Source organism: Viridibacillus sp. d25.2 (assembly GCF_055456015.2).
The window spans coordinates 3,530,118-3,555,389 of sequence record NZ_CM196652.1 but is presented as its reverse complement, the minus strand read 5'-3'; the positions used below and the strand labels follow the sequence as shown (position 1 = coordinate 3,555,389).

The window sequence follows — 25,272 nt, the reverse complement described above, 5'->3', positions numbered from 1 at the left end:
AATCATTGAGGGGAGGTGACAGATTTGGCAACTGTTATAGAACGTGTAACTAAAGTTGTTGTTGACCGTTTAGGTGTCGACGAGAGCGAAGTGAAATTAGAAGCTTCTTTCCGTGATGATTTAGGTGCGGATTCACTAGATGTAGTAGAACTAGTTATGGAACTTGAAGAAGAATTTGATATGCAAATTGACGACGAGGATGCAGAGAAAATTGCAACTGTTGGAAACGCGGTATCATTCATCGAAAGCAAAATTGGCTAATTATACATTGCTAGGGGCACTTCTTTCATATTTTTGAAGGAAGTGTCTCTTTTTGCTTTTGCACATTGTAGTAGAAAAAGGTAAACTAAACAGGAGTATCAAAAGGAAAATAAGAAGGTTGATGACGATGATGAAAAAAAAGGGACTCTCACACAAAAATGGTGCAATTTCAGAGAAAGCACGCCTCCAATTTGAGGAGTTATTAAATAATTTAGGATTGCATTTTGAAAATGCAAGTTTACTTTACAATGCATTTACGCATTCATCATATGTGAATGAGCATCGTCGTAAACTATTTGAAGATAACGAACGACTAGAGTTTTTAGGAGATGCAGTGTTAGAACTATCTGTCTCTAAATTTCTTTTCCTTAAATTCCCGAAAATGAGCGAAGGTGAACTGACAAAATTGCGTGCAGCAATCGTTTGTGAACCATCACTAGTTATTTTTGCAAATGAATTAAATTTCGGGAAATACGTTTTACTAGGGAAAGGTGAAGAATTAACAGGTGGCCGAGAACGACCTGCTCTTCTTGCAGACTGTTTTGAAGCATTTGTTGGTGCACTATATTTAGACCAAGGATTAGAAACAGTCGTTGGATTTTTAGAACGTGTCGTTTATCCAAAAGTAGAAATCGGTGCTTTTTCGCATGTGATGGATTTCAAAAGTCAGCTACAAGAAATGGTGCAACAAGCCAACTCAGGTGCGCTTCAATATGAGATTATTAATGAAAACGGACCAGCACATAACCGCACATTCGTATCACATGTTTTATTGAATGAACGCGAATTAGGTGTTGGTCACGGAAAATCGAAGAAAGAAGCAGAACAAAGAGCTGCTCAAAGCGCAATGATTGAATTGCAAAAACAGTCAGCTGACAATCAGGAGGTATAATTTTGTTTCTTAAACGGCTTGAAGTGATTGGTTTTAAATCTTTCGCCGATCGTATTGGTATTGATTTTGTGCCTGGAGTTACAGCTGTCGTTGGTCCAAATGGCAGTGGGAAAAGTAACGTAACGGATGCAATTCGATGGGTACTCGGGGAACAATCCGCAAAATCTCTTCGTGGTGCAAAAATGGAAGATGTCATTTTTGCTGGAAGTGACTCGCGCAAACCGCTTAACTTTGCAGAAGTATCATTGGTATTAGACAACGAGGATGAACGATTACCAATCCCGTATAACGAAGTAAGTGTCACTCGTCGAGTATACCGATCGGGCGATAGCGAATATCTATTAAACAAACAACAATGTAGATTAAAAGATATAACGGATCTGTTCTTAGACTCAGGTTTAGGAAAAGAAGCTTTCTCGATTATTTCACAAGGTCGAGTAGATGAAATTTTAAACAGTCGTCCGGATGATAGACGCTCTATTTTCGAAGAAGCTGCTGGTGTATTAAAATATAAGCAACGTAAGAAAAAAGCTGAGCATAAATTATTCGAAACAGAGGATAACTTGCATCGGGTGCATGATATATTGCATGAGTTAGACAATCGTATTGAACCTTTAAAAATACAAGCGTCTGCTGCTACGGATTATTTAAAGATGTCCAAAGAATTAAAAGACATTGACATAGCGGTAATCGTCCATGATTTACGTGTGTTGCAACAAGCACTTGAAACAATCATAGATGATAAAAAGCAATTTACGGTGACCGAGCAAGAGCATATACACAATATGGAGAGTAAAGAGGCGCAAGTAGCTTCTATTCGAAAACAAATTACTAAGCTAGATAATTTGTTAGACCAAGCGCAACACCAACTTGTTGAAGCAAGTTCTGAAGTAGAGCGATGGGAAGGCCGTAAAGTATTAATGGCTGAAAAACGCCATAATGCTAGTGCTCAATTAGAGAAATTACAGCAATCACTTGAAAAAGCTCAAATCGAGGAGCGAGAGTGGCGTGTACAACAAGTAGATAAACAAGAACAATTAAAATTAAGACAAAGCACATTCCAATTATTAAAAAAAAGTGTAAAACAGCTTGAAGATAACTTAAATCGTTCATCAACGGACATTGAAAAAGATATCGAAAATTGGAAGAACACATATATTGATCGCCTCAATGAGGAAGCGACGGTTAAAAATGAATATAAAAATATTACACAACAGCTTGAGCAACAAGAACAAGCTTCGTTCAAAATTACTAACCAATCTTCAGAAATGGCTGAAGAATTAGCTCAGTTAACGAAAGAACAGCAGGTTGTTGAAAGTAAATTAAACGATGTGAAGAAACAGCTAGAAGAAAAACTTGCTGCTTATTCAGCTTGTCAATTGGAACTAGCGAGTGCGACGAAACAATTTGAAAGTAAACAAGATATGCTTTTTAAAGGTTATCAACATTTACAGCAATTAAAGTCACGTAAAGAAACGTTAGCAGAACTTGAGGCAGACTTCTCAGGGTTTTTCCAAGGTGTAAAAGAAATTTTAATTGCCAGAGAAAACAAAAAGCTATCTGGAATTCACGGAGCGGTTGCCGAGCTTATTCAAGTAAGTGGTGAATATACAAAAGCACTTGAAACAGCATTAGGTGCAACTTCGCAACATATTGTAACCGAGACACAACAGGATGCTCAAAAAGCAATTGCTTGGCTAAAAGAAAAACGAGCTGGCCGCGCAACGTTTTTACCGAAAAACGTTATGAAGTCCCGTAAAATATCTCGCGATGCGCTTGGAGCCGCTGCAACACATCCGTCGTTTATTAATACAGCAGATGAATTAGCGGCATTTGACCCGGCATTCAAAACAATTGCGGAAAACTTATTAGGTAATGTATTAGTTGCAAAGGATTTACAAAGTGCAACACAAATCGCCAAATCATGCAATTATCGATATCGCGTTGTAACTTTAGATGGTGATATTGTAAATGCCGGCGGTTCACTTACAGGTGGCTCTACTAAACAACAAACATCGTTATTTAGTCGTAAAGCAGAACTTGAAGATCTAACTAGTCAACTTGGGCAAATGCAAACTACAATCGAACAAGCTGAAAGAGTTGTTGCTGATCAAAAAAACTTTGTTTCTGCTAAAACGGTAATGCTTGAAGACTTACGTAAGCAAGGTGAAGTATTACGTGATGAAGAGTTTGAACTTAGCGGGCATTTCCGTGAATTAGAAGCAACGACAAAACGACTTGCTTTACGTGTTACTTTAGTGGCTACTGAGCAAGAAGATGCTACTGACCGTTCTTCAAATTTACAAGAAAGTCAAATTTCTGCTAAGAAGCGTTTGCAAGAATTAACAGAAGAACTAGCTGAGATTAATACTACAATTGAACAATTAAACATACTTAAATTACAAAGTGAAACAGCTCAAGATGCTTTGAAAGAACAATATGCAGAGAAGCGTTCAGAGCTTGCCGTAATTCAAGAACAAGTATCGCAATTAAAACAAGCTTCCGAGGAAGTAACAGTACAATATGACAAGGCGAAACTGGAAGTCAATAATATTAGTCAAGAAATCAAATGGCTGACGAATGACGAAAGTCAAAATGGGCCATCTGATGAAGAAATAACAACAAGTATAACTACTTGGCAGCTGAAAAAGACTGACCTAATTACAACCATTGCTGCAAGTAAGGAAGAAAGAACTCAGCAACAAGTTACTTTGGATAGCTGTGAAGCGGAACTAAAGGAATTGCAACGAGTGCATAAAGGCTTATTAGATGGCTTACGCAATTATGATGTAAAACTTTCTCAGCTTGAGTTTTCGAAGCAAGCTTTATTAAATCAGCTAGCTGAAGACTATGAGCTTTCTTTAGACGAAGCTATACGGGAAGTAAATGATGAAATAGATGTTGAGATATCCAGAAGAAAAGTAAAATTATTAAAGCAATCTATTATAGAACTTGGTCCCGTTAACTTAAATGCTATAGAAGAATTCGAGACCGTTTCAGAACGACATACTTTTTTAACAGACCAAAGAACGGATCTTATGGAAGCGAAGGAAACGTTGCATGAAGCGATTCGTGAAATGGATGAAGAAATGTCAGCGCGCTTTAGTGAGACATTCTTGAAAATCCGTGAACATTTCCAAATTGTTTTCCGAGAATTATTCGGAGGTGGGCATGCAGATTTGCAACTAGTTGAGCCTGGCGACTTGCTTGAAACAGGAATTGAAATTGTTGCACAGCCACCTGGTAAGAAGTTGCAAAGCCTGAGTTTACTGTCAGGTGGAGAACGTGCTTTAACTGCAATTGCGCTACTCTTTTCTATTCTAAAAACGCGTCCTGTACCATTCTGTATACTAGATGAAGTAGAAGCCGCTCTTGATGAATCGAATGTTACTCGCTATAGTCAGTATTTGAAAAAGTTTAGCCAAGAAACACAATTCATCGTAATTACGCATCGCAAAGGTACGATGGAAGGTGCGGATGTATTGTATGGTATTACGATGCAAGAATCGGGTGTATCGAAACTAGTATCTGTAAAATTAGAACAAGAAGAACCTGTTCTAGTAGGATAAAGGAGCGAATAACTATGAGCTTTTTAAAGCGTATGAAAGAAAAACTAATGGGTACTAAGCCTGAAGAAATTGAAGTGCAACAGACAGAGACAAAAGTTGGGAATCAGATTGGTGATGTAGTCGAGACTATAGAGCAAGAATCGACTGTTCCATCTGTAGATTCTCCTGAAATTGTGGAAGAGCCTGTAGTATCTGAACAATCTCTTCAGGAAGAAAAATTACAACCTAGAGAACTGACAGCGGTTGAAGAAACAACTACTACTGAAGTTGTAGAAGTCGAAGAACCTCAAGAAGAGAAAAAGACAAAATGGGGATTCTCAGCACTTTCAATTACAGAAAAATTTAAAGCGGGCTTAGAAAAAACACGTGATTCATTCACCTCAAAAGTTAATGATTTAGTAGCGCGTTACCGCACTGTTGACGAAGATTTTTTTGAAGAGTTGGAAGACTTATTACTGCAAGCGGACGTTGGTTTTGAAACTGTGATGGAGCTAATGGATAAATTACGCTTTGAAGTTCAGCGCCAAAACATTAAAGATACGGCTGGTATCCAATCTGTTATCTCAGAAAAGCTTGTTGAAATTTATGAATCCAGCGATGAAGAATCAATAGAGCTAAATATACAAGATGGCGAGTTAACAGTTATTCTTTTTGTTGGAGTTAATGGTGTTGGTAAAACAACGACAATTGGGAAATTGGCTCATCGCCTAAAACAAGAAGGGAAATCAGTGATACTTGCAGCGGGTGATACGTTCCGTGCTGGTGCAATTGATCAACTTCAAGTTTGGGGAGACCGCGTCGGTGTGGAAGTTATCAAGCAGGCAGAAGGATCTGATCCTGCTGCAGTAATGTATGATGCCATTCGTGCAGCCAAAAACCGAGGAGCGGATGTCCTTATTTGTGATACAGCCGGACGACTGCAAAATAAAGTTAATTTAATGAATGAATTAGAAAAGGTACATCGTGTAATTTCCCGGGAAATTCCGAATGCTCCGCATGAAGTTTTATTAGCGCTAGATGCAACTACTGGTCAAAATGCACTCGTGCAGGCACAGACATTTAAAGAAGCAACAAATGTGACGGGAATTGTATTAACAAAACTTGACGGTACTGCAAAAGGCGGTATAGTACTTGCTATTCGTAACAAATTGCACATTCCTGTAAAGTTTGTTGGTTTGGGTGAGAAGATGGATGATTTACAACCGTTTGATACAGAACGCTATGTATATGGTTTATTTGCGGATGCACTTGATCAACAGTTAGCAAAAGAAGAAGAATCAAGCGAGCAATAAATAGATAGATGAAGGATGCATAGCTATTTTGGCTATGCATTTTTCGTCAATGTATATTTGTAATATAAGAGAGTTTAAATGCATTTAGACAAGTATTTTTACTTGACAGAAAACCGATTATTCCTTATGATACTAAAAGAATGTGTAAAACAGGGGAGAGATTTCTTATGCTACTTGAAAAAACGACACGCATGAACTTTCTCTTCGACTTTTATCAAGCATTGTTGACAGATAAACAACGTAGCTATATGCAACTTTATTATTTAGATGACCATTCACTTGGTGAAATTGCTGAAGCTTATGAAGTATCGCGTCAAGCAGTTTACGATAATATTCGTAGAACAGAAGCGATGCTTGAAGAATATGAAGACAAACTTCGATTATTCGAGAAATTTCAAAACAGACAACAAATAATTGCAGAGCTATCAAAAAAAATTACTGATAATAGTTCCCCGCAAACTGTGTGGCTAGAACTTATTGAACAGTTAAAGCAATGGGATTAGGAGGCGGCATGCATGGCATTTGAAGGATTAGCGGAGCGACTCCAAGGTACGATTTCGAAGATTAAAGGCAAAGGGAAAGTGACGGAACAAGACGTTAAAGAAATGATGCGTGAAGTCCGTTTTGCCTTGATAGAAGCGGACGTTAACTTAAAAGTTGTAAAATCTTTTATTAAGCGCGTTAGTGAACGAGCAATCGGTCAAGACGTCATGAAAAGTCTAACACCCGGTCAACAAGTTATTAAAATCGTAAAAGATGAACTGACAGAATTAATGGGTGGAGAACAAAGTCCTATTAAGTTCTCTCAAAAACCACCAACTGTTATTTTAATGGTAGGTTTACAAGGGGCCGGTAAAACAACAACTACTGGTAAACTTGCTAATGTGTTACGCAAAAAATACAATCGTAAACCATTGCTTGTAGCAGCGGATATCTATCGTCCAGCAGCGATTAAGCAATTGCAAACATTAGGTGATCAGCTATCTTTGCCAGTATTTGCTCTTGGTACGGAAGTATCTCCAGTGGATATTGTCCGCCAAGCGCTAGAACACGCAAAAGAAGAGCATCATGATGTCGTATTAATTGATACAGCAGGTCGTCTTCATATTGATGAAAACTTAATGCAAGAATTGAAAGATATTCGCGGATTAAGAGAACCAGATGAAGTCTTCTTAGTTGTCGATTCAATGACAGGTCAAGATGCTGTTAACGTAGCTAATAGCTTCAATGAAGCAGTAGGTATTACAGGCGTTGTTCTAACGAAGTTAGATGGGGATACACGTGGTGGTGCGGCTTTATCAATCCGCTCTGTTACAGAAAAACCAATTAAATTTGTCGGTATGGGTGAGAAAATGGATGCTTTAGAGCCATTCCATCCAGAACGTATGGCTTCTCGTATTCTTGGTATGGGAGACATGATGTCTTTAATAGAGAAAGCGCAAGCGAACGTCGACGAAGAAAAAGCAAGAGAAATGGAAGAAAAGTTTAGAACGCAGAGCTTTACTTTCGATGATTTCTTAGATCAAATGAGCCAAGTGAAAAAAATGGGACCTTTGGATGAAATTTTAAAAATGCTTCCAGGTGCCAATAAAATTAAAGGTTTAGAAAATGCGAAAATCGATGATAAACAAATTGGTCATATAGAGGCCATTATTCTCTCGATGACTCCAGCTGAAAAAACGAATCCTGAGATCATCAACTCAAGTCGTAAAAAACGAATTGCAAAAGGGTCGGGTTGCTCTGTTCAAGAAATAAATCGACTTTTAAAACAATTTGAAGATATGAAGAAAATGATGAAACAAATGACGGGTATGACGCAAAAAGGGAAGAAAAAAATGAAACTTCCTGGCTTAGATTCATTGTTTAAATAATTTTTCAAACTAAAAATTAGTGTGTTAAGAAAAAACACTTTACAAACAATCCAAAGCTTGCTATTATACTATCTTGTGTGAAACTATTCGGAGGTGCAATTAAAATGGCAGTAAAAATTCGCTTAAAACGTATCGGGGCAAAAAAAGCTCCTTTCTATCGTATTGTAGTAGCAGACGCTCGCGCACCACGCGACGGCCGCTCAATTGAAACAATTGGTACATTCAATCCTTTAACTACTCCAGAAGAAGTTAAGATTGATGAAGAAAAAGCATTAGCATGGTTAGCAAATGGTGCAAAACCATCTGATACAGTACGCAACTTGTTCTCATCACAAGGCATTATGGAAAAATTCCATAACTCAAAAATGAGTAAATAATCGGAGGTGACAGCATGAAGCAGCTGATTGAAACAATCGTTAAACCTTTAGTCGATTATCCAGAAGAGGTTCATATTACAACCGACGAGAGTACGAATCGAATTGTATATAAACTTTCTGTTCACCCTAGCGATATGGGAAAAGTAATTGGTAAACAGGGCCGTGTTGCAAAAGCAATGCGTACAATTGTTTATTCAGCAGCGGGCAGTCATCATAAGAAGAAGACATATGTCGATATTCTAGATTAGTCAAAAAGGAGGGAGCTTTTGTTCCTTCCTTTTTTGTTACGATTAAAATCAAATTCATCCTATAATAATGTATTAAGGATGTTCACATATTTAAAAAGAGGTGATTTAGATGGAATGGTATAACGTAGGTAAAATCGTTAATACACATGGTATAAGAGGTGAGGTGCGTGTTATCTCACAAACGGACTTCCCAGAAGAACGCTACGTAGTAGGAGAACAAATTGCACTTTTTAAAAAAGATTCTAAAAAACCATTAAGACTAACAATCGCGTCAGCACGTGCTCATAAAAATTTCATTCTACTATCGTTTGAAGGATATCCAAATATTAATGATGTAGAAGACTTCCGTGACGGTATTTTAAAAGTATCTGAAAAGCAACTAAGTGAATTAGAAGATGATGAATACTATTACCATGAAATCATTGGCTGTACTGTTTTTGATGAAGAGGGTACAGAAATTGGACAAGTAAAAGAAATTTTCGAAACTGGGGCTAATGATGTTTGGACACTAAAAGGTGTCAATGGTAAGGATCAGTATATTCCGGTAATAGACGACGTCATTAAAGAAATCGATGTTGATGAGAAGAAAATCATCATACATGTCATGGATGGTTTGTTATCATGATGAATATCAAAGTACTATCGCTATTCCCCGATATGTTTGAAGGTGTATTTGGTTCTTCTATTTTAAAAAAGGCTCAAGAAAAAGGAGCTGTTACGTTAGGAGTAACCGATTTCCGCGAATTTTCGATTAACAAGCACAACCAAGTGGACGATTATCCGTACGGCGGTGGAGCTGGTATGGTATTAAAGCCAGAACCCCTTTTTAACGCTGTAGAAGCGCTTGTAAGCGAAGGTAAAAAGCCGCGCATCATTTTGATGTGTCCACAAGGAGAACGCTATACACAAGCTAAAGCAGAGGAATTAGCGCAAGAGGAAGACTTGATCTTCCTTTGTGGTCATTATGAAGGTTATGATGAGCGAATTCGACAGCATCTTGTAACGGATGAAATTTCTATTGGGGATTATGTCTTAACTGGCGGTGAGCTGGGGGCAATGACAGTGATTGATAGTGTCGTTCGTCTATTGCCTGGGGTTTTAGGAAATAACGATTCACCAGTATTGGATTCTTTTTCAACCGGTTTACTAGAGCACCCACATTATACTCGTCCTGCTGAATTCCGTGGTATGAAAGTGCCGGATGTTTTACTTTCTGGTAACCATGCGAAAATTGATGAATGGCGTGAGCAACAATCTATTAAAAGAACGTTTGAGAGACGTCCTGATCTGCTTGATAAAATGGAGTTAAATCCAAAGCAACAAAAATACTTGAATATATTAAAATCAGGTAAATAATTATTGCACGGAAACGCAATTTATGATAACATTTAAAATGCATTTCTATGAGAAATGCCGAATTACGGTGTTCCGCTGTATCATCAAGAAGAGTTACAAGAACATCTGTCTAAGGAGAGAAAATAATGTCAAACATCATTACAGAAATCACTAAAGAACAACTTCGCACAGACATTCCTGCGTTCCGCGCTGGAGATACTGTAAAAATCGACGTTAAAGTAGTCGAAGGAACTCGCGAACGTATCCAAGTATACGAAGGAGTAGTTATTAAACGTCGTGGTGGCGGTATTAGCGAAACTTTCACGGTTCGTAAAATTTCTTACGGCGTAGGTGTTGAGCGTACGTTCCCAGTTAACACTCCAAAAATCGCTAACTTACAAGTAGTACGTCGCGGTAAAGTACGTCGCGCTAAACTATACTACCTACGTAACTTACGCGGTAAAGCGGCTCGTATTAAAGAAATTCGATAATACATTTTTTTGCCGAAAAGAGAGCTTGTTTTACAAGCTCTCTTTCTTTTTGCTTGAAATGATAAATCCTTGTACAATAAGAACAGAATAGTCAAGGGGGACATCGAAATGGAAAAAACAAAAAAAGAGAAAAATGAGTTATGGGAATGGACAAAGGCATTAGTCATTGCTTTTGCATTAGCTGCAATTATTCGTTATTTTTTATTCACCCCGATTGTAGTAGATGGCGACTCTATGATGCCAACCCTTGAAAATGGCGACCGCATGATTGTAAATAAGATTGGCTATAAAATCGGTGACTTGCACCGTTTTGATATAGTTGTATTCCACGCACCGGAAAAGAAAGATTATATTAAACGTATTATTGGTTTACCAGGAGATCAGCTAGAATATAAAAATGATCAGCTTTATATCAATGGCAAGGCAATTGCTGAGCCTTACTTACAACAATATAAAGATGAACTTACAGATGAAGGTACATTAACTGAAGACTTTACACTTGCGGATATCGAACAACTGGATAAAATTCCAGATGGTTATGTTTTTGTAATGGGAGATAATCGTCGTTATAGTAAAGATAGTCGTATCATTGGGGTTGTATCAGAAGATGAAATTATCGGTAAAACAAGTATTGTTTTTTGGCCTTTTGATCAAATTGGTACCGTGAAATAACGAATAGGAGTGAAACAAATGACCATTCAATGGTTTCCGGGACATATGGCGAAGGCTCGTCGTGAAGTAACTGAAAAACTGAAATTGGTTGATATTATTTTTGAATTGATTGATGCGCGCTTGCCATTATCTTCAAGAAATCCAATGCTAGATGAAGTAATTCATCAAAAAACACGTTTACTTATTTTGAACAAGGCCGATATGGCTGATGAAGTTCAAACACGTAAATGGATAGATTATTTTGAATCAAAAGGGCACCGTGCTGTAGCTATTAATTCATTAGATGGTAAGGGACTTAACAAAGTAACAAAAGCTGCACAAGAGTTATTAGCTGAGAAATGGGATCGTATGCGCTCAAAAGGTATGAAACCACGTGCAATTCGTGCGATGATTGTGGGTATACCGAACGTTGGGAAATCGACGTTGATTAATCGACTTGCCAAAAAGAATATTGCTAAAACAGGTAATACACCGGGTGTAACAAAATCGCAACAGTGGATTAAATTTGGTAAAGAGCTTGAACTGTTAGATACACCGGGAATTCTATGGCCGAAATTCGAAGATCAAGAAGTAGGCTATAAGCTTGCCTTAACTGGTGCTATCAAAGATACCATTACAAATATGGACGACCTAGCTGTATACGGGTTAAACTTCTTGAGCAAGCAATATAAAGGTCGTATGGAAGAGCGTTATAAATTTTCAGAAGTCAGTGAAGATCTTGAAGAGACATATAATCATATCGGTCAATTACGTAGAGTATATACAACAGGCGGTGAAATTGACTACGACCAAGTGGCTGAACTAATTGTACGAGATATTCGTAATCAGCAATTAGGTAAGCTGACATTCGACTTTGTAGAAGACATAATCGAAGAATAAAAAAGAACCTTTTTTACCGTATGGTGAAAAAGGTTTTTTTCTAGATTTTTAAGAAATAGTGCCGATAGTATAAATAGATACAAAAGGGAGTTCTAGTTTTGAAAACAATAAAGGACATTAAAGAAGCATTAAATAATGAACAGCAATACCAATCTTGGATGGCGGAGATAGAAGCGGATGAACGCTTGGGCGTACAAAAAGTATGGCAACAATGGCTTCGAAAAAAAGCGAAGCTAGACAAATTATTAGCCGAGCATCAAGAGAAACTGCAATTTGATAACTCTTATCGCACTCATCCATCTGCCTATATTGCAGGTACAGATGAAGCAGGTAGGGGGCCGTTAGCGGGTCCTGTTGTTACCGCAGCAGTTATTTTACCTAATGATTGCCCAGAGCTTGTTGGATTAAATGATTCCAAACAGTTATCGAAAGAAACAAGAGAGTCATTTATTGAGAAAATTATGGAATGTGCTATCACGACTTCTATTCATTTTCAGTCTGCAGAAGTAATTGATAACCTCAATATTTACGAAGCGACAAAACAGTCCATGAAGGCCTCTATAGAAACGCTACAAGTGAAACCTGATTTTGTTTTAGCAGATGCAATGACTTTACCAATTGATATTCCTCAAGATTCCATCATTAAAGGTGATGTTAAGAGCTTAGCTATTGCAGCTGCTTCCATATTGGCGAAAACTGCACGTGATCACTACATGGAAGAAATGGATGCTAAATACCCGCAATACGGTTTTGCGCAACATGCAGGTTACGGTACAAAACAACATCTAGAAGCTTTACGTGAATTTGGACCTACAGACATTCATAGAACAACATTTGAACCAATCAAATCAATGATTCTTGAGAAAGGGTGAAGAGTATTGGCTTATACTTCGTTTTCGTCTATACAAATGCAACAAAATCAAAGTATAAATACACAACAGCCAGTGGCCTTAAAACAAGGTCAAGTATTTCACGGCACGATTAAACAGCTTTTCCCTGACAACCAAGCAGAGGTACAGTTAGGTGGGCATCGTTTTATGGCAAAGTTAGAGGTGCCAATGCAAGCTGGCAATGCACATTATTTTCAAGTCACGGGCATAGAGCCGGACTTACAACTGAAAGTCGTATCGGGCCCAATCAGTCAAACAGGTACATTAACACAACAAATTAATCAATTATTAGATTCTATGCAACTTCCGAAAACATCCGAAATGCAACAAATTGCTGCCTATTTCTTAAAAGAAAACATACCGATGTCTAAAAAACAGTTAACGCAAGCAGAACAGCTAGTAAAACAATTACCGGCGGGTATTACGATGAAAGATGCCTTACAAACCTTGCAAAAAATAATTGACTTGAAAATGCCTATACAACAAGACACATTCCAAGCGCTAATACAAGGCGGGATGAAAGAAGGTTTCACTCAAACGTTAGATGCTTTACGGCAACTATTACAACAGGATACATCTTTATTGCCAGCTGTTCGTGATCAATTGCTACAACAACTACAATTGCTAGCTAAACCATTTGAAACTGAAACAGGTGGTGCAATTTTAGCGAAAATTATTCAATCTCTAACAGACGCAAATGCATCACCGACTGATAAGAATATTTTAATCCAAATGCTAAAAGAAGTAGGTATTTTACCGAAAAACGCCAACATTTTTAACTGGTCGACCAATGCTGTGCAGGGCCCATCTGTATCGAATTTCAACTCACTAGGACAATTACTACAACAACTACAAATGGCAACACCAAAAGAAGCAACGGTACTTATTCAGCAATTACAAACTGCTATTACGAAAACTGCTAGTTTGACAGATACACAAAAAGCAGAACTACAACAGAATTTGACGAAATTGAATGTTGGACAATCTTCACAGCAGACGTTACAAACGCTTGCGAAGGATTTACAAGGGCAAGTAGGGAGAGTGAATCAAACACACAATACAGAACCTTCTACGACGCAATTACTGCAAAATAGTCAGTTTGGCAGTCAAAAGGACATGCCGAAATTCATTGAACAGCTAAAAGGATCAATTGAATCACAAAGTTTATTATCAGCACCACAGAAAGAAGCACTTATTAATACCCTTGCAAATAGTACACAGCAATCTATGCCAGCCTTGGTTAAGGAAATACATGGGCAGCTTATGAAAGTATTTAGCCAAATAGCTGAGCAACAGCCCTTCAAAACCGATGAACAAAATATAACAGCCAAACAACATTTAATGACATTAATGAATGTGGATAATGCAACGACTGATGATATGAAACTTAGAGAATTAACACAAATCGCAAGTAAATCAGCAGAACCTTTCGTACAGCAATTAGTGTCACATGCTGAGCAGAATGTTCATAATGCAATAGATAGTAAAGCGTTAGAATCAGCTATGAAACAAACTTTGCAACATCTAGGATTAAGCTATGAAGCAAAATTACTTGATAAAACAGCGGATATGCAGCAGCTTGCAGGGCAATTGAAACCGCAATTATTATCATTACTACAAGATCCATCAGCTTCAAATACTACAAAAGCTGTGGCTGAGCAAATTGTTGCACGTATGAATGGAATGCAATACTTATCTGGAGAAAATGGACCACAACATCAAATAATCATGCAAATTCCATTGGAGTTTTTTGGGCGTAAAACAGATGCCACGTTACAGTGGAATGGTCGTATGAAGGACGATGGTAAAATTGACGCAGATTATGCGAGGGTTTTATTCTATTTACAATTGAATTCTCTACAAGAAACGGTAGTTGATATGCAGGTCCAGAGTCGCGTCGTCACAGTAACGATTTATAACGAGAAAAATCAGTTAAAAGAATTAGCAGAGCCGCTTAAAATTGCGTTAAAAAAAGGATTATTATCTCATGATTATCAATTATCTGGTGTCTTTATGAAAAAATTTGCAGACAATCAACAGGTGAAATCAACGCTAACTGCAAAAACCTCAAAGGATGACAACGGGGGAGTTGATATCCGCATATGATTGAAGAAAAACAGTCGCATGAACGCAAAGAAGCTGTTGCTCTCTCCTTTAATCCAAATGGGTTTGAAGCCCCAAAAGTGATTGCGAAGGGTAAAGGGAAAATAGCAGAAAATATTTTAGAACAGGCAAAAGATAATGATATTCCTATTCAAGAAGATCCAACCCTTGTCCAATTATTGGGACAGCTAGATTTAAATGAGTCGATTCCTGAGGAACTTTATCAGGCGGTTGCGGAGGTATTTGCATTTATTTATCATTTAGATAAAAATTATGAAAATTCTAAATAATAGTCGAAAAAAGTCGATATTAGTCGTAGCGAAAACATTGGTATATGTATATTTCGAGCATATTTGCGGATAATTAAAGAGGAAAGTCGAAATAACAAGAATGTAGACATAGAGGCTCAGATTATATACAATGGTTATGTAATAGTAAAACTCTATGGGATTTTGATGGGAGGAAGTTAGATGAATATCCATGAGTACCAAGGAAAGGAAATTCTAAGACAGTACGGGGTGTCAGTTCCAAATGGCCGAGTAGCGTTTTCACCAGAGGAAGCTGTAAAAGTAGCGAAAGAATTAAGTACAAGTGTAGTAGTTGTTAAAGCACAGATCCATGCAGGTGGAAGAGGTAAAGCAGGTGGCGTTAAAATTGCCAAAAATTTGGACGAGGTACGTTCGTATTCGAAAGAATTATTAGGTAAAATCCTGGTCACTCACCAAACTGGTCCAGAAGGTAAAGAAGTAAAGCGCCTCTACATAGAAGAAGGCTCTGATATAAAAAAAGAGTATTACTTAGGCTTTGTAGTTGATCGTGCAACTTCTAGAATTACTTTGATGGGATCTGAAGAGGGCGGAATGGACATTGAAGAGGTTGCTGAAGCAACCCCTGAGAAAATTTTCAAAGAAGTAGTTGATCCAGCTATCGGACTAACAGGTTTCCAAGCACGTCGTCTTGCGTTTAATATGAATATTCCAGACAAATTAATAAATAAAGCTGCATCACTTATGCTTGGGATTTATAAAGCATTTACTGAAAAAGATGCTTCTATCTTAGAAATCAACCCACTTGTTGTGACTGGTGATGGTAACGTAGTGGCGTTAGATGCAAAATTCAACTTCGATGGAAACGCTTTATATCGTCATAAAGATGTTGTTGAATTACGAGATTTCGAAGAAGAAGATCCAAAGGAAATTGAAGCTTCAAAATATGATTTAAGCTATATTTCATTAGACGGTAGCATTGGTTGTATGGTCAATGGTGCCGGACTTGCTATGGCTACAATGGACACCATTAGTTATTATGGCGGATCACCCGCAAACTTCCTGGACGTTGGGGGCGGTGCAACTGCTGAAAAAGTAACAGAAGCCTTCAAAATCATTCTTTCTGATGCAAGTGTAAAAGGTATATTCGTTAACATTTTCGGGGGTATCATGAAATGTGATATTATCGCAGAAGGTGTTATTACAGCGGCCAAAGAGGTTGGCTTAAATGTACCATTAGTTGTTCGCTTGGAAGGTACGAATGTTGAACTTGGTAAAGCATTGTTAAATGAATCGGGTATTAATATCGTTACAGCAGATTCAATGGCTGATGGTGCAAGAAAAATTGTAGAACTTGTAGGCTAAGAAGGGCGGGGACTTGAAATGAGCGTTTATATTAATAAAGAAACTAAAGTGCTTGTACAAGGGATTACAGGGTCAACGGCTGTATTCCATACAAAGCAAATGCTAGAATATGGTACGAAAGTTGTAGCAGGAGTTACGCCTGGTAAAGGTGGTACAACTGTAGAAGGCGTACCGGTTTTTAACACGGTGGTTGACGCTGTTGAAGCAACAGGCTGTAATGTTTCTGTCATCTACGTACCAGCACCATTTGCAGCAGACGCAATTTTAGAAGCTGTAGATGCTAATTTAGATTTAGTTATTTGTATTACTGAGCATATCCCAGTATTAGATATGATTAAAGTGAAACGTTATATGGAAGGTAAGAAAACACGTCTTATTGGTCCGAACTGTCCAGGTGTTATTACTGCAGATGAATGTAAAATTGGTATCATGCCAGGTTATATCCATAAAAAAGGCCATGTAGGAGTGGTGTCACGCTCTGGTACTTTAACATATGAAGCAGTTCATCAACTTTCTCAAGAAGGTATCGGTCAAACAACGGCTGTTGGGATTGGTGGCGACCCAGTTAATGGTACAAACTTCATTGATGTTTTAAAAGAATTCAACGAAGACCCTGAAACTTATGGTGTCGTTATGATTGGTGAGATTGGCGGTACGGCAGAAGAAGAAGCAGCTGAGTGGATCAAAGCAAATATGACAAAACCAGTTGTAGGCTTCATTGGTGGACAAACTGCACCTCCTGGAAAACGTATGGGCCATGCTGGTGCTATTATTTCAGGTGGTAAAGGTACAGCTGCTGATAAAATTAAAGCAATGAATGCAGCTGGAATTCAAGTAGCAGAAACACCATCTGTTATCGGTGAAACATTTATTAAAGTTATAAAAGAACAAGGCTTGTACGAAAAATGTAAAACTCATTAATATTGAAGGTGTAGCAAAGTCTTATTAGACAGTGCTACACTTTTTAAGTAGTTATGAATGGAGGGCAATGATGAATGAAGCACTATTGACTCAGAGACTCTTAGCGTTGCATTATGTATTTCCTGTACCTCTTAACAGGTTAGTACCCTTATTCAAAGAGGATATAGAACTTGTAGATATTAAACAAATGTCCACACAACAAATTGCGAAATTATTAAAACTCTCCTATGAAAAAGCTAATAGTTTAAAAACCGCTTATATAGAAGCAATGGAAACCCCCTTACTCCAAGCATATGAGCAAAAGTCGATAACCCCTATCCCGTTCTTTCATCCCTTATTCCCTAAAACGTTATTTGAATTATATGATTCTCCTACGTGCCTCTATGTAAAAGGAAAAGTAGATTTATTAGCTAATAAAAGAAAGATAGCTATAGTTGGCTCTAGAAAGGCGACGGTCTATACAGAAAATGCCTTACAATATATTATGCCAGCATTAGTGGAACATGATTATATCATCGTCAGTGGCCTTGCAAAGGGAGCCGATCGAATGGCCCATGAAAGTGCAATTGCAAACGGAGGAAAAACAATCGCAGTACTTGGACATGGATTATTTCACCTATATCCGAAAGAAAATGCAAAATTAGCCGAAATAATTGGCAAAGATCATTTGTTAATTACAGAATATCCGCCATATATCGAGCCGAAACGATGGTATTTTCCAATGCGAAATCGTATTATTAGCGGTATGTCAAAGGCAATACTAGTCACAGAAGCCGCTGAAAAAAGCGGTACATCCAGCACTATGGACCACGCCTTAGAGCATGGGAAAGAAATTTTCATAGTTCCTGGAGATATTACATCAAAACTTTCGCTAGGACCTCATAAATTGCTTGCAGAGGGTGCTACACCAGTCTGGAATGGTTATCAAATAATTGCAGAATTAGAAAGATATTTTATTTGAAGATGAAATATAACTTGCAAAAATTTCTTTTCTGTTATACATTTTGCAACAGGTATTCTTTTGTAAACGCTTAGAAAAAAAGTTATAGTTGAATGGTAAGGATTTAACAATATTTACATGCACCTATTCAATTTTAACAAGTGAAACTAAAGAAAATGAAACTTCACCTCTATAAGGGGGAACTCACATGTCGGATTATTTAGTAATAGTAGAATCGCCCGCAAAAGCAAAAACTATCGAGCGATATTTAGGAAAAAAATATAAAGTGAAAGCGTCAATTGGTCACGTTCGTGATTTACCTAGAAGTACAATGGGAATTGATACGGAAAATAATTTTGAACCAAGATACATTACCATTCGTGGTAAAGGTCCTGTTTTACAAGATTTAAAATCCGCGGCTAAAAAAGCTAAGAAAATCTATCTCGCGGCCGATCCAGATCGTGAAGGAGAAGCTATTGCTTGGCATTTAGCAACAGCGCTTAACATTGATATAAAATCGGACTGTCGTGTATTATTTAACGAAATCACGAAAGATGCTATAAAAGAATCATTCAAGCATCCACGTCCAATTGATATGGATTTAGTTGATGCTCAACAAGCACGTCGTATATTAGACCGTCTTGTAGGGTATAACATTAGCCCTCTTCTATGGAAGAAAGTCAAGAAGGGTTTATCTGCTGGTCGTGTACAATCAGTAGCACTACGTATGATTATCGACCGTGAAAACGAAATTAAAAACTTCCAGCCTGAAGAATATTGGACTATTGAAGGCAATTTTGAAAAAAGTAAAAAGCAATTCGATGCTATTTACTATGGAAATAGTAAAGAGAAAATTAAATTGTCCAATGAAGCGCAAGTAAAAGATGTCTTGAAGTTAATGAAGGGTGAAGATTTCGAAGTCGCAAAAGTAGTGAAACGCGAACGTAAGCGTAATGCAGCTCCCTCTTTTACAACGTCATCTCTACAACAAGAAGCAGCGCGTAAATTAAACTTCCGTGCGAAAAAGACTATGATGCTTGCACAACAATTATACGAAGGTATAGATGTCGGTAAAGAAGGTACTGTGGGTTTAATTACGTATATGCGTACAGATTCTACACGTATATCTGAAACGGCGAAAAAAGAAGCATTTGAATATGTTCAATCAACGTATGGTAACGAATATACAACGCCTCTTGATCAACAAGCAAAAAAATCTGAAAAAGCACAAGACGCACATGAAGCAATTCGTCCAACAAGCACAATGCGTACGCCTGATCAGTTAAAGGCTGTTTTATCAAGAGATCAACTTCGATTATATCGTCTAATCTGGGAACGCTTCATAGCGAGTCAAATGGCATCTGCTGTATTGGATACAGTTACAGCAGACTTACAAAATGGTGATGTATTCTTTAGAGCAACAGGCTCTCAAGTGAAATTCCCTGGTTTCATGAAACTTTATATTGAAGGATCAGATGACCAAAAAGAAGAAAAGGATAGACTATTGCCACCGATGGAAAAAGGCGATATTGTAAAATCCTTGAATATTGAACCGAAACAACATTTCACACAGCCACCGCCGCGTTTCTCGGAGGCACGTCTAGTGAAGACAATGGAAGAGATAGGGATCGGTCGACCGTCAACTTATGCTCCAACTTTAGATACAATTCAAAAGCGTGGGTATGTCACGTTAGACGCAAAACGATTTGTACCAACTGAATTAGGGGAAATTGTACATTCACTAGTATTAGAATTTTTCCCTGATATTATTAATATCGAATTCACTGCGAAAATGGAGCACGATTTAGATAGTATCGAAGAAGGAAATACAAAATGGGTAAATATAATAGATGAATTTTATCAAGATTTTGAAAAACATGTACAGCATGCTGAAGTAGCGATGGAAAAAGTTGAAATAAAGGACGAACCTGCCGGTGAAGACTGTGAACATTGTAGCTCACCAATGGTTTTCAAACTTGGTCGCTACGGTAAATTCATGGCATGTAGTAACTTCCCTGATTGCCGTAATACAAAAGCTATTGTTAAAGCAATAGGCGTTACATGTCCAACATGTAAAGAAGGCGAAATCGTAGAACGAAAAAGTAAAACAAAACGCATTTTCTACGGTTGTAATCGTTATCCTGACTGTGATTTCGTATCATGGGATAAACCAATTAACAGACCTTGTCCAAAATGTAGTGAATTATTAGTCGAGAAGAAACTGAAAAAAGGCGTACAAATCCAATGTACGAAATGTGATTATAAAGAAACAGCATCACAATGAAGCGTATAAGAAAGAGGTATATATTAGCATGACAACAATCGTAAATGTAATCGGTGCAGGTTTAGCAGGTAGTGAAGCAGCTTGGCAAATTGCAAAAAGAGGAATTCAAGTTCGCTTATATGAAATGCGTCCGGTAAAACAAACGCCTGCTCACCACACAGATAAATTTGCAGAATTAGTATGTAGTAACTCTCTACGTGCCAATAATTTAACAAATGCAGTTGGCGTTATTAAAGAAGAGATGCGCATGTTGGATTCTGTTATTATCGAAGCCGCGGATCGCAGTTCAGTTCCAGCAGGTGGAGCGCTAGCTGTTGATCGCCACGAATTCGCTGGCTATGTAACAGAAAAAGTGAAAAACCATCCATTGATTGAAGTAATTAATGAAGAAGTAACGGAAATTTCTGAAGAAGGTATAACAGTTATTGCTACAGGTCCATTAACTTCAAAAGCATTAGCAGAACAAATTCAAGCTTTAACAGGAGAAGAATATCTTTATTTCTATGATGCAGCTGCACCAATAATAGAAAAAGACAGCATTGATATGGATAAAGTATACTTGAAATCTCGTTATGATAAAGGTGAAGCGGCATACTTAAACTGCCCAATGACAGAAGAAGAATTCAATCGTTTCCAAGAAGCATTGATTACCGCTGAAGTTGCACCATTAAAAGAGTTTGAAAAAGAAAAGTATTTTGAGGGCTGTATGCCAATTGAAGTAATGGCAGCACGTGGTCCTAAAACTATGCTATTTGGTCCTATGAAACCAGTAGGCTTAGAAGATCCTAGAACCGGTAAACGCCCACATGCAGTTGTACAACTTCGTCAAGATGATGCTGCTGGTACACTTTATAACTTAGTAGGGTTCCAAACACATTTAAAATGGGGGGCGCAAAAAGAAGTATTTAGTATGATCCCTGGTTTGGAAAATGTAGAAATAGTTCGTTATGGTGTTATGCATCGAAACACTTTTATTAACTCACCTAAAGCATTAGCACCGACTTATCAACTGAAAAGTCGACCAAACATTTTCTTTGCTGGTCAAATGACGGGTGTAGAGGGCTATGTTGAGTCAGCGGGAAGTGGTTTAATTGCTGGTATTAATGCTGCACATCTTGCAATGGAACAAGACTTATTAATCTTCCCTGCAGAAACGGCATTAGGAAGTATGGCGCGTTATATAACAGAAGCAGATTCAAAACACTTCCAACCTATGAATGTGAACTTCGGTTTATTCCCTAAATTAGGTGAGAAAATTAAATCGAAGCAAGAACGCGGTGAAAAACACGCAGAGCGTGCTTTGGCTGCTATTCAAAACTTCAAAAATTCAACAAATATATAATTGTTTTAAGCCCTTAAAATTGTTACAATTTTAAGGGCTTTTTTGTTTACAAATGAAAATGATTTCTCATAATTGAAAAGAAGAGTCAAATAGTGGTAATTTATAAGTAAGAATAATACATTTAAGTGTAACAAAGTTACTCAAAAGACGTGAATAAACCTTTCGATAAAAACTTTATGTTGACTTATGAACTGAAGTGTCGAACAATTCACATGAGTGTGTTATACTCATATGTGCCTTAAACAACTAGGATTAACATTAGCTCTAGTTTAGTAAACGTTTTTGCTTTTTAAAAATGCTTAGAGTTATATAGTTAAATTTGGAACTTTTCATTAACGAGGTATTCAAATGAACATACAATCTGAACAAGTACTTGAGCAATTTGTTATCTATATTCAATTAGAAAAAAATTTTTCACCATTAACAGTGCGAGAATATCAATCTGATTTACATGAATTTTTATCTTTCTTAAAAGTAGAAAGCGTAGAAGATTTAGCTGCTGTTGAATATATACACGCCAGACTTTACGTAACAAAATTGTACGAAGAAAAAAAAGCGAGAACAACTATCTCAAGGAAAATTTCTTCAATCCGTTCTTTTTTCCGTTTTCTAAATAAAGAATACGGATTGGATGATACAGGCTTTCAAGCTCTTTATCATCCAAAAAAAGAAGATAGATTACCGCGCTTTTTTTATGAAGAAGAGCTTGCCAGATTGTTTCAGGCAAACGAAGGGGAAGATCCGAAATCTTTACGAGATACAGCGATTCTTGAATTGTTGTATGCCACAGGTATACGGGTTAGTGAATTGACATCTATTGAAATGAAAGATGTTGATTTTTCAATATGCATTTTACGTGTGATGGGAAAAGGGAGAAAAGAACGTTATGTACCATTTGGGCATTTTGCTTCGGAAGCATTGCAACAATACCTAGCAAATTCACGTCCTAAACTTATGAAAGGCCTTCAAAACCCTCAACTATTTGTCAATATGCGAGGTGGAGCCCTTACCGCAAGAGGTGTTCGTTATATTTTAAATGATATGATGAAAAATGCAGAGTTACATTCTAATATTTATCCTCATATGTTAAGACACACCTTTGCTACGCATTTATTAAACAACGGAGCAGATTTACGTACCGTGCAAGAATTACTCGGACACGCAAATTTATCTTCTACGCAAGTTTATACGCATGTGACAAAAGAACATCTAAGAAACACATATATGAATGCTCATCCAAGAGCGTAACAATTGGGAGGAGGGTTATTATGGTTGAAATGCACGCAACCACAATTTTTGCAGTACAACATAAAGGGCAGAGCGCGATGGCAGGTGACGGACAGGTGACTCTTGGTAATGCAGTTGTGATGAAACATACGGCTAAGAAAGTACGTCGTCTTTACAACGGTAAAGTGTTAGCAGGGTTTGCCGGATCTGTTGCCGATGCGTTTACATTGTTTGAAATGTTTGAAGGGAAACTTATGGAGTTTGATGGGAACCTTCAACGTGCTTCAGTCGAAGTAGCAAAGCAGTGGCGCGGAGATAAAATGTTGCAAAAGCTAGAAGCAATGTTACTTGTAATGAATAGTGAAACACTTCTACTTGTTTCTGGTTCTGGTGAGGTCATTGAACCTGATGACGGTATCTTAGCAATTGGCTCGGGAGGTAACTATGCGTTATCAGCTGGTAGAGCGTTAAAGCAATACTCTGGTGATACATTAACAGCAGAGGAAATTGCGAAAGCATCGCTTGAAATTGCAGCTGATATTTGTGTATTTACGAACCATAATATTATCGTGGAGGCACTGTAACTATGACACAACAACAAACGCCTAGACAAATGACCGAGTATTTAGATCGTTATATCGTTGGACAACGTGATGCTAAGCGTGCAGTAGCTGTTGCGCTTCGTAATCGTCATCGACGTCAGCTCTTAGATGAAGAGATGAAAAATGAAGTCATCCCAAAAAACATCTTAATGATTGGACCAACTGGTGTTGGTAAAACGGAAATTGCTAGACGTATCGCACGTTTAGTAAAAGCGCCATTCATAAAAATAGAAGCGACAAAATTTACTGAAGTAGGTTATGTAGGTCGTGATGTGGAATCGATGGTACGTGACTTAGTAGAAGTGGCTAACCGACTCGTGAAAGAAGAAAAACATGAAGAAGTAAAGGATCAAGCAGAGCGACTAGCTAATGAACAAATTGTAAAATTACTTGTACCAAGTATGCGTAAAAAGCAATCAGCGTCAAATCCTTTTGAAATGTTTTTCGGACAAAATTCCGAGAAAGAAGAAGAAACAACTACAGATGATACAGAAGTACGTTTAAAACGTACACAAATTGCAGATGATTTAAAAGCAGGCAAGCTTGAAGATGAGTGGATATCGGTGGAAGTGACGGAGCAAGCACCATCAATGTTTGGTGGTTTTCCAGGAGCTGGCATGGATATGGGTGGCAGTAACATGGGTGATATGTTATCAAGCTTAATGCCAAAGCAAAAGAAAAAACGACGACTACAAGTAAAAGATGCTAGACGAATACTTATAATAGAAGAAGCTAATAATTTAATTGATTCTGATGAAGTTTCTCAAGAAGCGATTACGCGTGCTGAGCAAACAGGCATCATCTTTATCGATGAAATTGATAAAATTGCCAATAAGAATGGTAATTCTGGTTCTGCGAATGTATCAAGAGAAGGAGTTCAACGTGATATTTTACCAATAGTTGAAGGTTCTACTGTTAATACGAAGTATGGTCCTGTAAAAACAGATTATATGCTATTCATCGCTGCAGGTGCATTCCATATGTCTAAGCCATCAGATTTAATCCCTGAGCTACAAGGACGCTTCCCAATTCGTGTAGAATTAGAAAAGCTTACGAAGGAAGACTTTGTTCGTATCTTAAAAGAGCCAGACCATTCATTAATTCTTCAGTATAAGGCATTATTAAATACTGAAGGTGTTGAAATTGAGTTTACAGAAGAAGCTATTGATCGCATTGCGGAAATTGCAACATTTGTAAACCAAGAAACAGATAATATCGGAGCACGCCGTCTGCATACGATTTTGGAACGTCTTTTAGAAGAGTTATCATTTGAAGCTGCAGATATCGCACCAGCTCACATCGATATTACACCATCATACGTAGATCAAAAACTTGGGGAAATCGCGAAGAACAAAGATTTGTCTCAATTTATTTTATAGTTTATAATCTAGGTTATTGTATGAAAATTTCAAAAGTTATGAAAATTAAATAAACTACGCAGAAAA

Annotated in this window: 24 protein-coding genes; all 24 read left to right on the top strand. The window is 37.6% G+C overall.

Annotated features, from left to right (window positions below; translation table 11 throughout):
* Positions 1-24 precede the first annotated feature (24 nt).
* On the top strand, positions 25-261 hold the full coding sequence (locus ACZLO7_RS17560) for an acyl carrier protein (protein WP_038183995.1): 237 nt from the start codon (positions 25-27) through the stop codon (positions 259-261).
* A 130-nt stretch (positions 262-391) separates the two neighbouring features.
* Positions 392-1,153 carry a ribonuclease III gene (gene rnc, locus ACZLO7_RS17555; protein WP_464937516.1) on the top strand — a complete coding sequence of 254 codons (762 nt, stop codon included), beginning with the start codon at positions 392-394 and terminating at the stop codon, positions 1,151-1,153.
* Positions 1,154-1,155: 2 nt separating this feature from the next.
* Positions 1,156-4,722 carry a chromosome segregation protein SMC gene (gene smc / locus ACZLO7_RS17550; protein ID WP_464937348.1) on the top strand — a complete coding sequence of 1,189 codons (3,567 nt, stop codon included), beginning with the start codon at positions 1,156-1,158 and terminating at the stop codon, positions 4,720-4,722.
* A 14-nt stretch (positions 4,723-4,736) separates the two neighbouring features.
* Positions 4,737-6,014 (top strand): signal recognition particle-docking protein FtsY, encoded by a 1,278-nt coding sequence (gene ftsY, locus ACZLO7_RS17545; protein ID WP_464937349.1) that lies wholly within the window; start codon positions 4,737-4,739, stop codon positions 6,012-6,014.
* A 167-nt stretch (positions 6,015-6,181) separates the two neighbouring features.
* Positions 6,182-6,517, top strand: a complete 336-nt coding sequence (locus ACZLO7_RS17540; protein ID WP_427748993.1) for a putative DNA-binding protein — start codon at positions 6,182-6,184, stop codon at positions 6,515-6,517.
* Positions 6,518-6,529: 12 nt separating this feature from the next.
* The gene (ffh, locus tag ACZLO7_RS17535) at positions 6,530-7,885 is read left to right on the top strand and encodes a signal recognition particle protein (protein WP_464937350.1); all 1,356 of its coding nucleotides are present in this window, start codon (positions 6,530-6,532) and stop codon (positions 7,883-7,885) included.
* A gap of 104 nt (positions 7,886-7,989) precedes the next feature.
* On the top strand, positions 7,990-8,262 hold the full coding sequence (rpsP, locus tag ACZLO7_RS17530; protein WP_427748989.1) for a 30S ribosomal protein S16: 273 nt from the start codon (positions 7,990-7,992) through the stop codon (positions 8,260-8,262).
* A 14-nt stretch (positions 8,263-8,276) separates the two neighbouring features.
* Positions 8,277-8,510, top strand: a complete 234-nt coding sequence (locus tag ACZLO7_RS17525; protein WP_464937351.1) for a KH domain-containing protein — start codon at positions 8,277-8,279, stop codon at positions 8,508-8,510.
* Positions 8,511-8,619: 109 nt separating this feature from the next.
* Complete coding sequence (gene rimM / locus ACZLO7_RS17520; protein WP_427748986.1) at positions 8,620-9,135, top strand: ribosome maturation factor RimM; 516 nt, start codon at positions 8,620-8,622, stop codon at positions 9,133-9,135.
* A complete protein-coding gene (gene trmD / locus ACZLO7_RS17515; protein ID WP_464937517.1) occupies positions 9,135-9,866 on the top strand; it encodes a tRNA (guanosine(37)-N1)-methyltransferase TrmD in 732 nt (243 codons plus the stop codon). Before rimM ends, trmD begins: the two co-directional genes overlap by 1 nt.
* 125 nt (positions 9,867-9,991) lie before the next feature.
* Positions 9,992-10,336, top strand: coding sequence for a 50S ribosomal protein L19 (gene rplS / locus ACZLO7_RS17510; protein ID WP_038184017.1), 345 nt, complete (start codon positions 9,992-9,994; stop codon positions 10,334-10,336).
* 108 nt (positions 10,337-10,444) lie between these two features.
* Complete coding sequence (lepB, locus tag ACZLO7_RS17505) at positions 10,445-11,008, top strand: signal peptidase I (protein WP_464937352.1); 564 nt, start codon at positions 10,445-10,447, stop codon at positions 11,006-11,008.
* Between the two features lie 18 nt (positions 11,009-11,026).
* Positions 11,027-11,887 (top strand): ribosome biogenesis GTPase YlqF, encoded by an 861-nt coding sequence (gene ylqF / locus ACZLO7_RS17500; protein WP_464937353.1) that lies wholly within the window; start codon positions 11,027-11,029, stop codon positions 11,885-11,887.
* 98 nt (positions 11,888-11,985) lie between these two features.
* Positions 11,986-12,759 carry a ribonuclease HII gene (gene rnhB, locus ACZLO7_RS17495; protein ID WP_464937354.1) on the top strand — a complete coding sequence of 258 codons (774 nt, stop codon included), beginning with the start codon at positions 11,986-11,988 and terminating at the stop codon, positions 12,757-12,759.
* 6 nt (positions 12,760-12,765) lie between these two features.
* Entirely contained in the window at positions 12,766-14,883 is a 2,118-nt protein-coding gene (locus tag ACZLO7_RS17490; RefSeq protein ID WP_464937355.1) for a TP0910 N-terminal domain-containing protein, read from the top strand.
* The gene (locus ACZLO7_RS17485) at positions 14,880-15,170 is read left to right on the top strand and encodes an EscU/YscU/HrcU family type III secretion system export apparatus switch protein (protein WP_427748978.1); all 291 of its coding nucleotides are present in this window, start codon (positions 14,880-14,882) and stop codon (positions 15,168-15,170) included. Before ACZLO7_RS17490 ends, ACZLO7_RS17485 begins: the two co-directional genes overlap by 4 nt.
* A gap of 180 nt (positions 15,171-15,350) precedes the next feature.
* Positions 15,351-16,511 carry an ADP-forming succinate--CoA ligase subunit beta gene (gene sucC, locus ACZLO7_RS17480; protein ID WP_038184037.1) on the top strand — a complete coding sequence of 387 codons (1,161 nt, stop codon included), beginning with the start codon at positions 15,351-15,353 and terminating at the stop codon, positions 16,509-16,511.
* Positions 16,512-16,529: 18 nt separating this feature from the next.
* Positions 16,530-17,432, top strand: coding sequence for a succinate--CoA ligase subunit alpha (gene sucD / locus ACZLO7_RS17475; RefSeq protein WP_464937356.1), 903 nt, complete (start codon positions 16,530-16,532; stop codon positions 17,430-17,432).
* A gap of 70 nt (positions 17,433-17,502) precedes the next feature.
* A complete protein-coding gene (dprA, locus tag ACZLO7_RS17470) occupies positions 17,503-18,393 on the top strand; it encodes a DNA-processing protein DprA (protein ID WP_464937518.1) in 891 nt (296 codons plus the stop codon).
* Between the two features lie 187 nt (positions 18,394-18,580).
* Positions 18,581-20,656 carry a type I DNA topoisomerase gene (gene topA, locus ACZLO7_RS17465; protein ID WP_464937357.1) on the top strand — a complete coding sequence of 692 codons (2,076 nt, stop codon included), beginning with the start codon at positions 18,581-18,583 and terminating at the stop codon, positions 20,654-20,656.
* Positions 20,657-20,684: 28 nt separating this feature from the next.
* Complete coding sequence (gene trmFO, locus ACZLO7_RS17460) at positions 20,685-21,998, top strand: FADH(2)-oxidizing methylenetetrahydrofolate--tRNA-(uracil(54)-C(5))-methyltransferase TrmFO (RefSeq protein WP_464937358.1); 1,314 nt, start codon at positions 20,685-20,687, stop codon at positions 21,996-21,998.
* A gap of 348 nt (positions 21,999-22,346) precedes the next feature.
* Complete coding sequence (xerC, locus tag ACZLO7_RS17455; RefSeq protein WP_464937359.1) at positions 22,347-23,246, top strand: tyrosine recombinase XerC; 900 nt, start codon at positions 22,347-22,349, stop codon at positions 23,244-23,246.
* Between the two features lie 20 nt (positions 23,247-23,266).
* Entirely contained in the window at positions 23,267-23,809 is a 543-nt protein-coding gene (hslV, locus tag ACZLO7_RS17450; RefSeq protein ID WP_427748966.1) for an ATP-dependent protease subunit HslV, read from the top strand.
* A 2-nt stretch (positions 23,810-23,811) separates the two neighbouring features.
* Positions 23,812-25,206, top strand: a complete 1,395-nt coding sequence (gene hslU, locus ACZLO7_RS17445) for an ATP-dependent protease ATPase subunit HslU (protein WP_464937360.1) — start codon at positions 23,812-23,814, stop codon at positions 25,204-25,206.
* Positions 25,207-25,272 lie beyond the last annotated feature (66 nt).

Bases quoted from the DNA above. Each gene is read 5' to 3' on its own strand.
- rnc (WP_464937516.1), top strand. From the start codon at position 392: ATGAAAAAAAAGGGACTCTCACACAAAAATGGTGCAATTTCAGAGAAA.
- ftsY (WP_464937349.1), top strand. From the start codon at position 4,737: ATGAGCTTTTTAAAGCGTATGAAAGAAAAACTAATGGGTACTAAGCCT.
- ACZLO7_RS17540 (WP_427748993.1), top strand. From the start codon at position 6,182: ATGCTACTTGAAAAAACGACACGCATGAACTTTCTCTTCGACTTTTAT.
- ffh (WP_464937350.1), top strand. From the start codon at position 6,530: ATGGCATTTGAAGGATTAGCGGAGCGACTCCAAGGTACGATTTCGAAG.
- rpsP (WP_427748989.1), top strand. From the start codon at position 7,990: ATGGCAGTAAAAATTCGCTTAAAACGTATCGGGGCAAAAAAAGCTCCT.
- ACZLO7_RS17525 (WP_464937351.1), top strand. From the start codon at position 8,277: ATGAAGCAGCTGATTGAAACAATCGTTAAACCTTTAGTCGATTATCCA.
- rimM (WP_427748986.1), top strand. From the start codon at position 8,620: ATGGAATGGTATAACGTAGGTAAAATCGTTAATACACATGGTATAAGA.
- trmD (WP_464937517.1), top strand. From the start codon at position 9,135: ATGAATATCAAAGTACTATCGCTATTCCCCGATATGTTTGAAGGTGTA.
- rplS (WP_038184017.1), top strand. From the start codon at position 9,992: ATGTCAAACATCATTACAGAAATCACTAAAGAACAACTTCGCACAGAC.
- lepB (WP_464937352.1), top strand. From the start codon at position 10,445: ATGGAAAAAACAAAAAAAGAGAAAAATGAGTTATGGGAATGGACAAAG.
- ylqF (WP_464937353.1), top strand. From the start codon at position 11,027: ATGACCATTCAATGGTTTCCGGGACATATGGCGAAGGCTCGTCGTGAA.
- ACZLO7_RS17485 (WP_427748978.1), top strand. From the start codon at position 14,880: ATGATTGAAGAAAAACAGTCGCATGAACGCAAAGAAGCTGTTGCTCTC.
- sucC (WP_038184037.1), top strand. From the start codon at position 15,351: ATGAATATCCATGAGTACCAAGGAAAGGAAATTCTAAGACAGTACGGG.
- sucD (WP_464937356.1), top strand. From the start codon at position 16,530: ATGAGCGTTTATATTAATAAAGAAACTAAAGTGCTTGTACAAGGGATT.
- dprA (WP_464937518.1), top strand. From the start codon at position 17,503: ATGAATGAAGCACTATTGACTCAGAGACTCTTAGCGTTGCATTATGTA.
- topA (WP_464937357.1), top strand. From the start codon at position 18,581: ATGTCGGATTATTTAGTAATAGTAGAATCGCCCGCAAAAGCAAAAACT.
- trmFO (WP_464937358.1), top strand. From the start codon at position 20,685: ATGACAACAATCGTAAATGTAATCGGTGCAGGTTTAGCAGGTAGTGAA.
- xerC (WP_464937359.1), top strand. From the start codon at position 22,347: ATGAACATACAATCTGAACAAGTACTTGAGCAATTTGTTATCTATATT.
- hslV (WP_427748966.1), top strand. From the start codon at position 23,267: ATGGTTGAAATGCACGCAACCACAATTTTTGCAGTACAACATAAAGGG.
- hslU (WP_464937360.1), top strand. From the start codon at position 23,812: ATGACACAACAACAAACGCCTAGACAAATGACCGAGTATTTAGATCGT.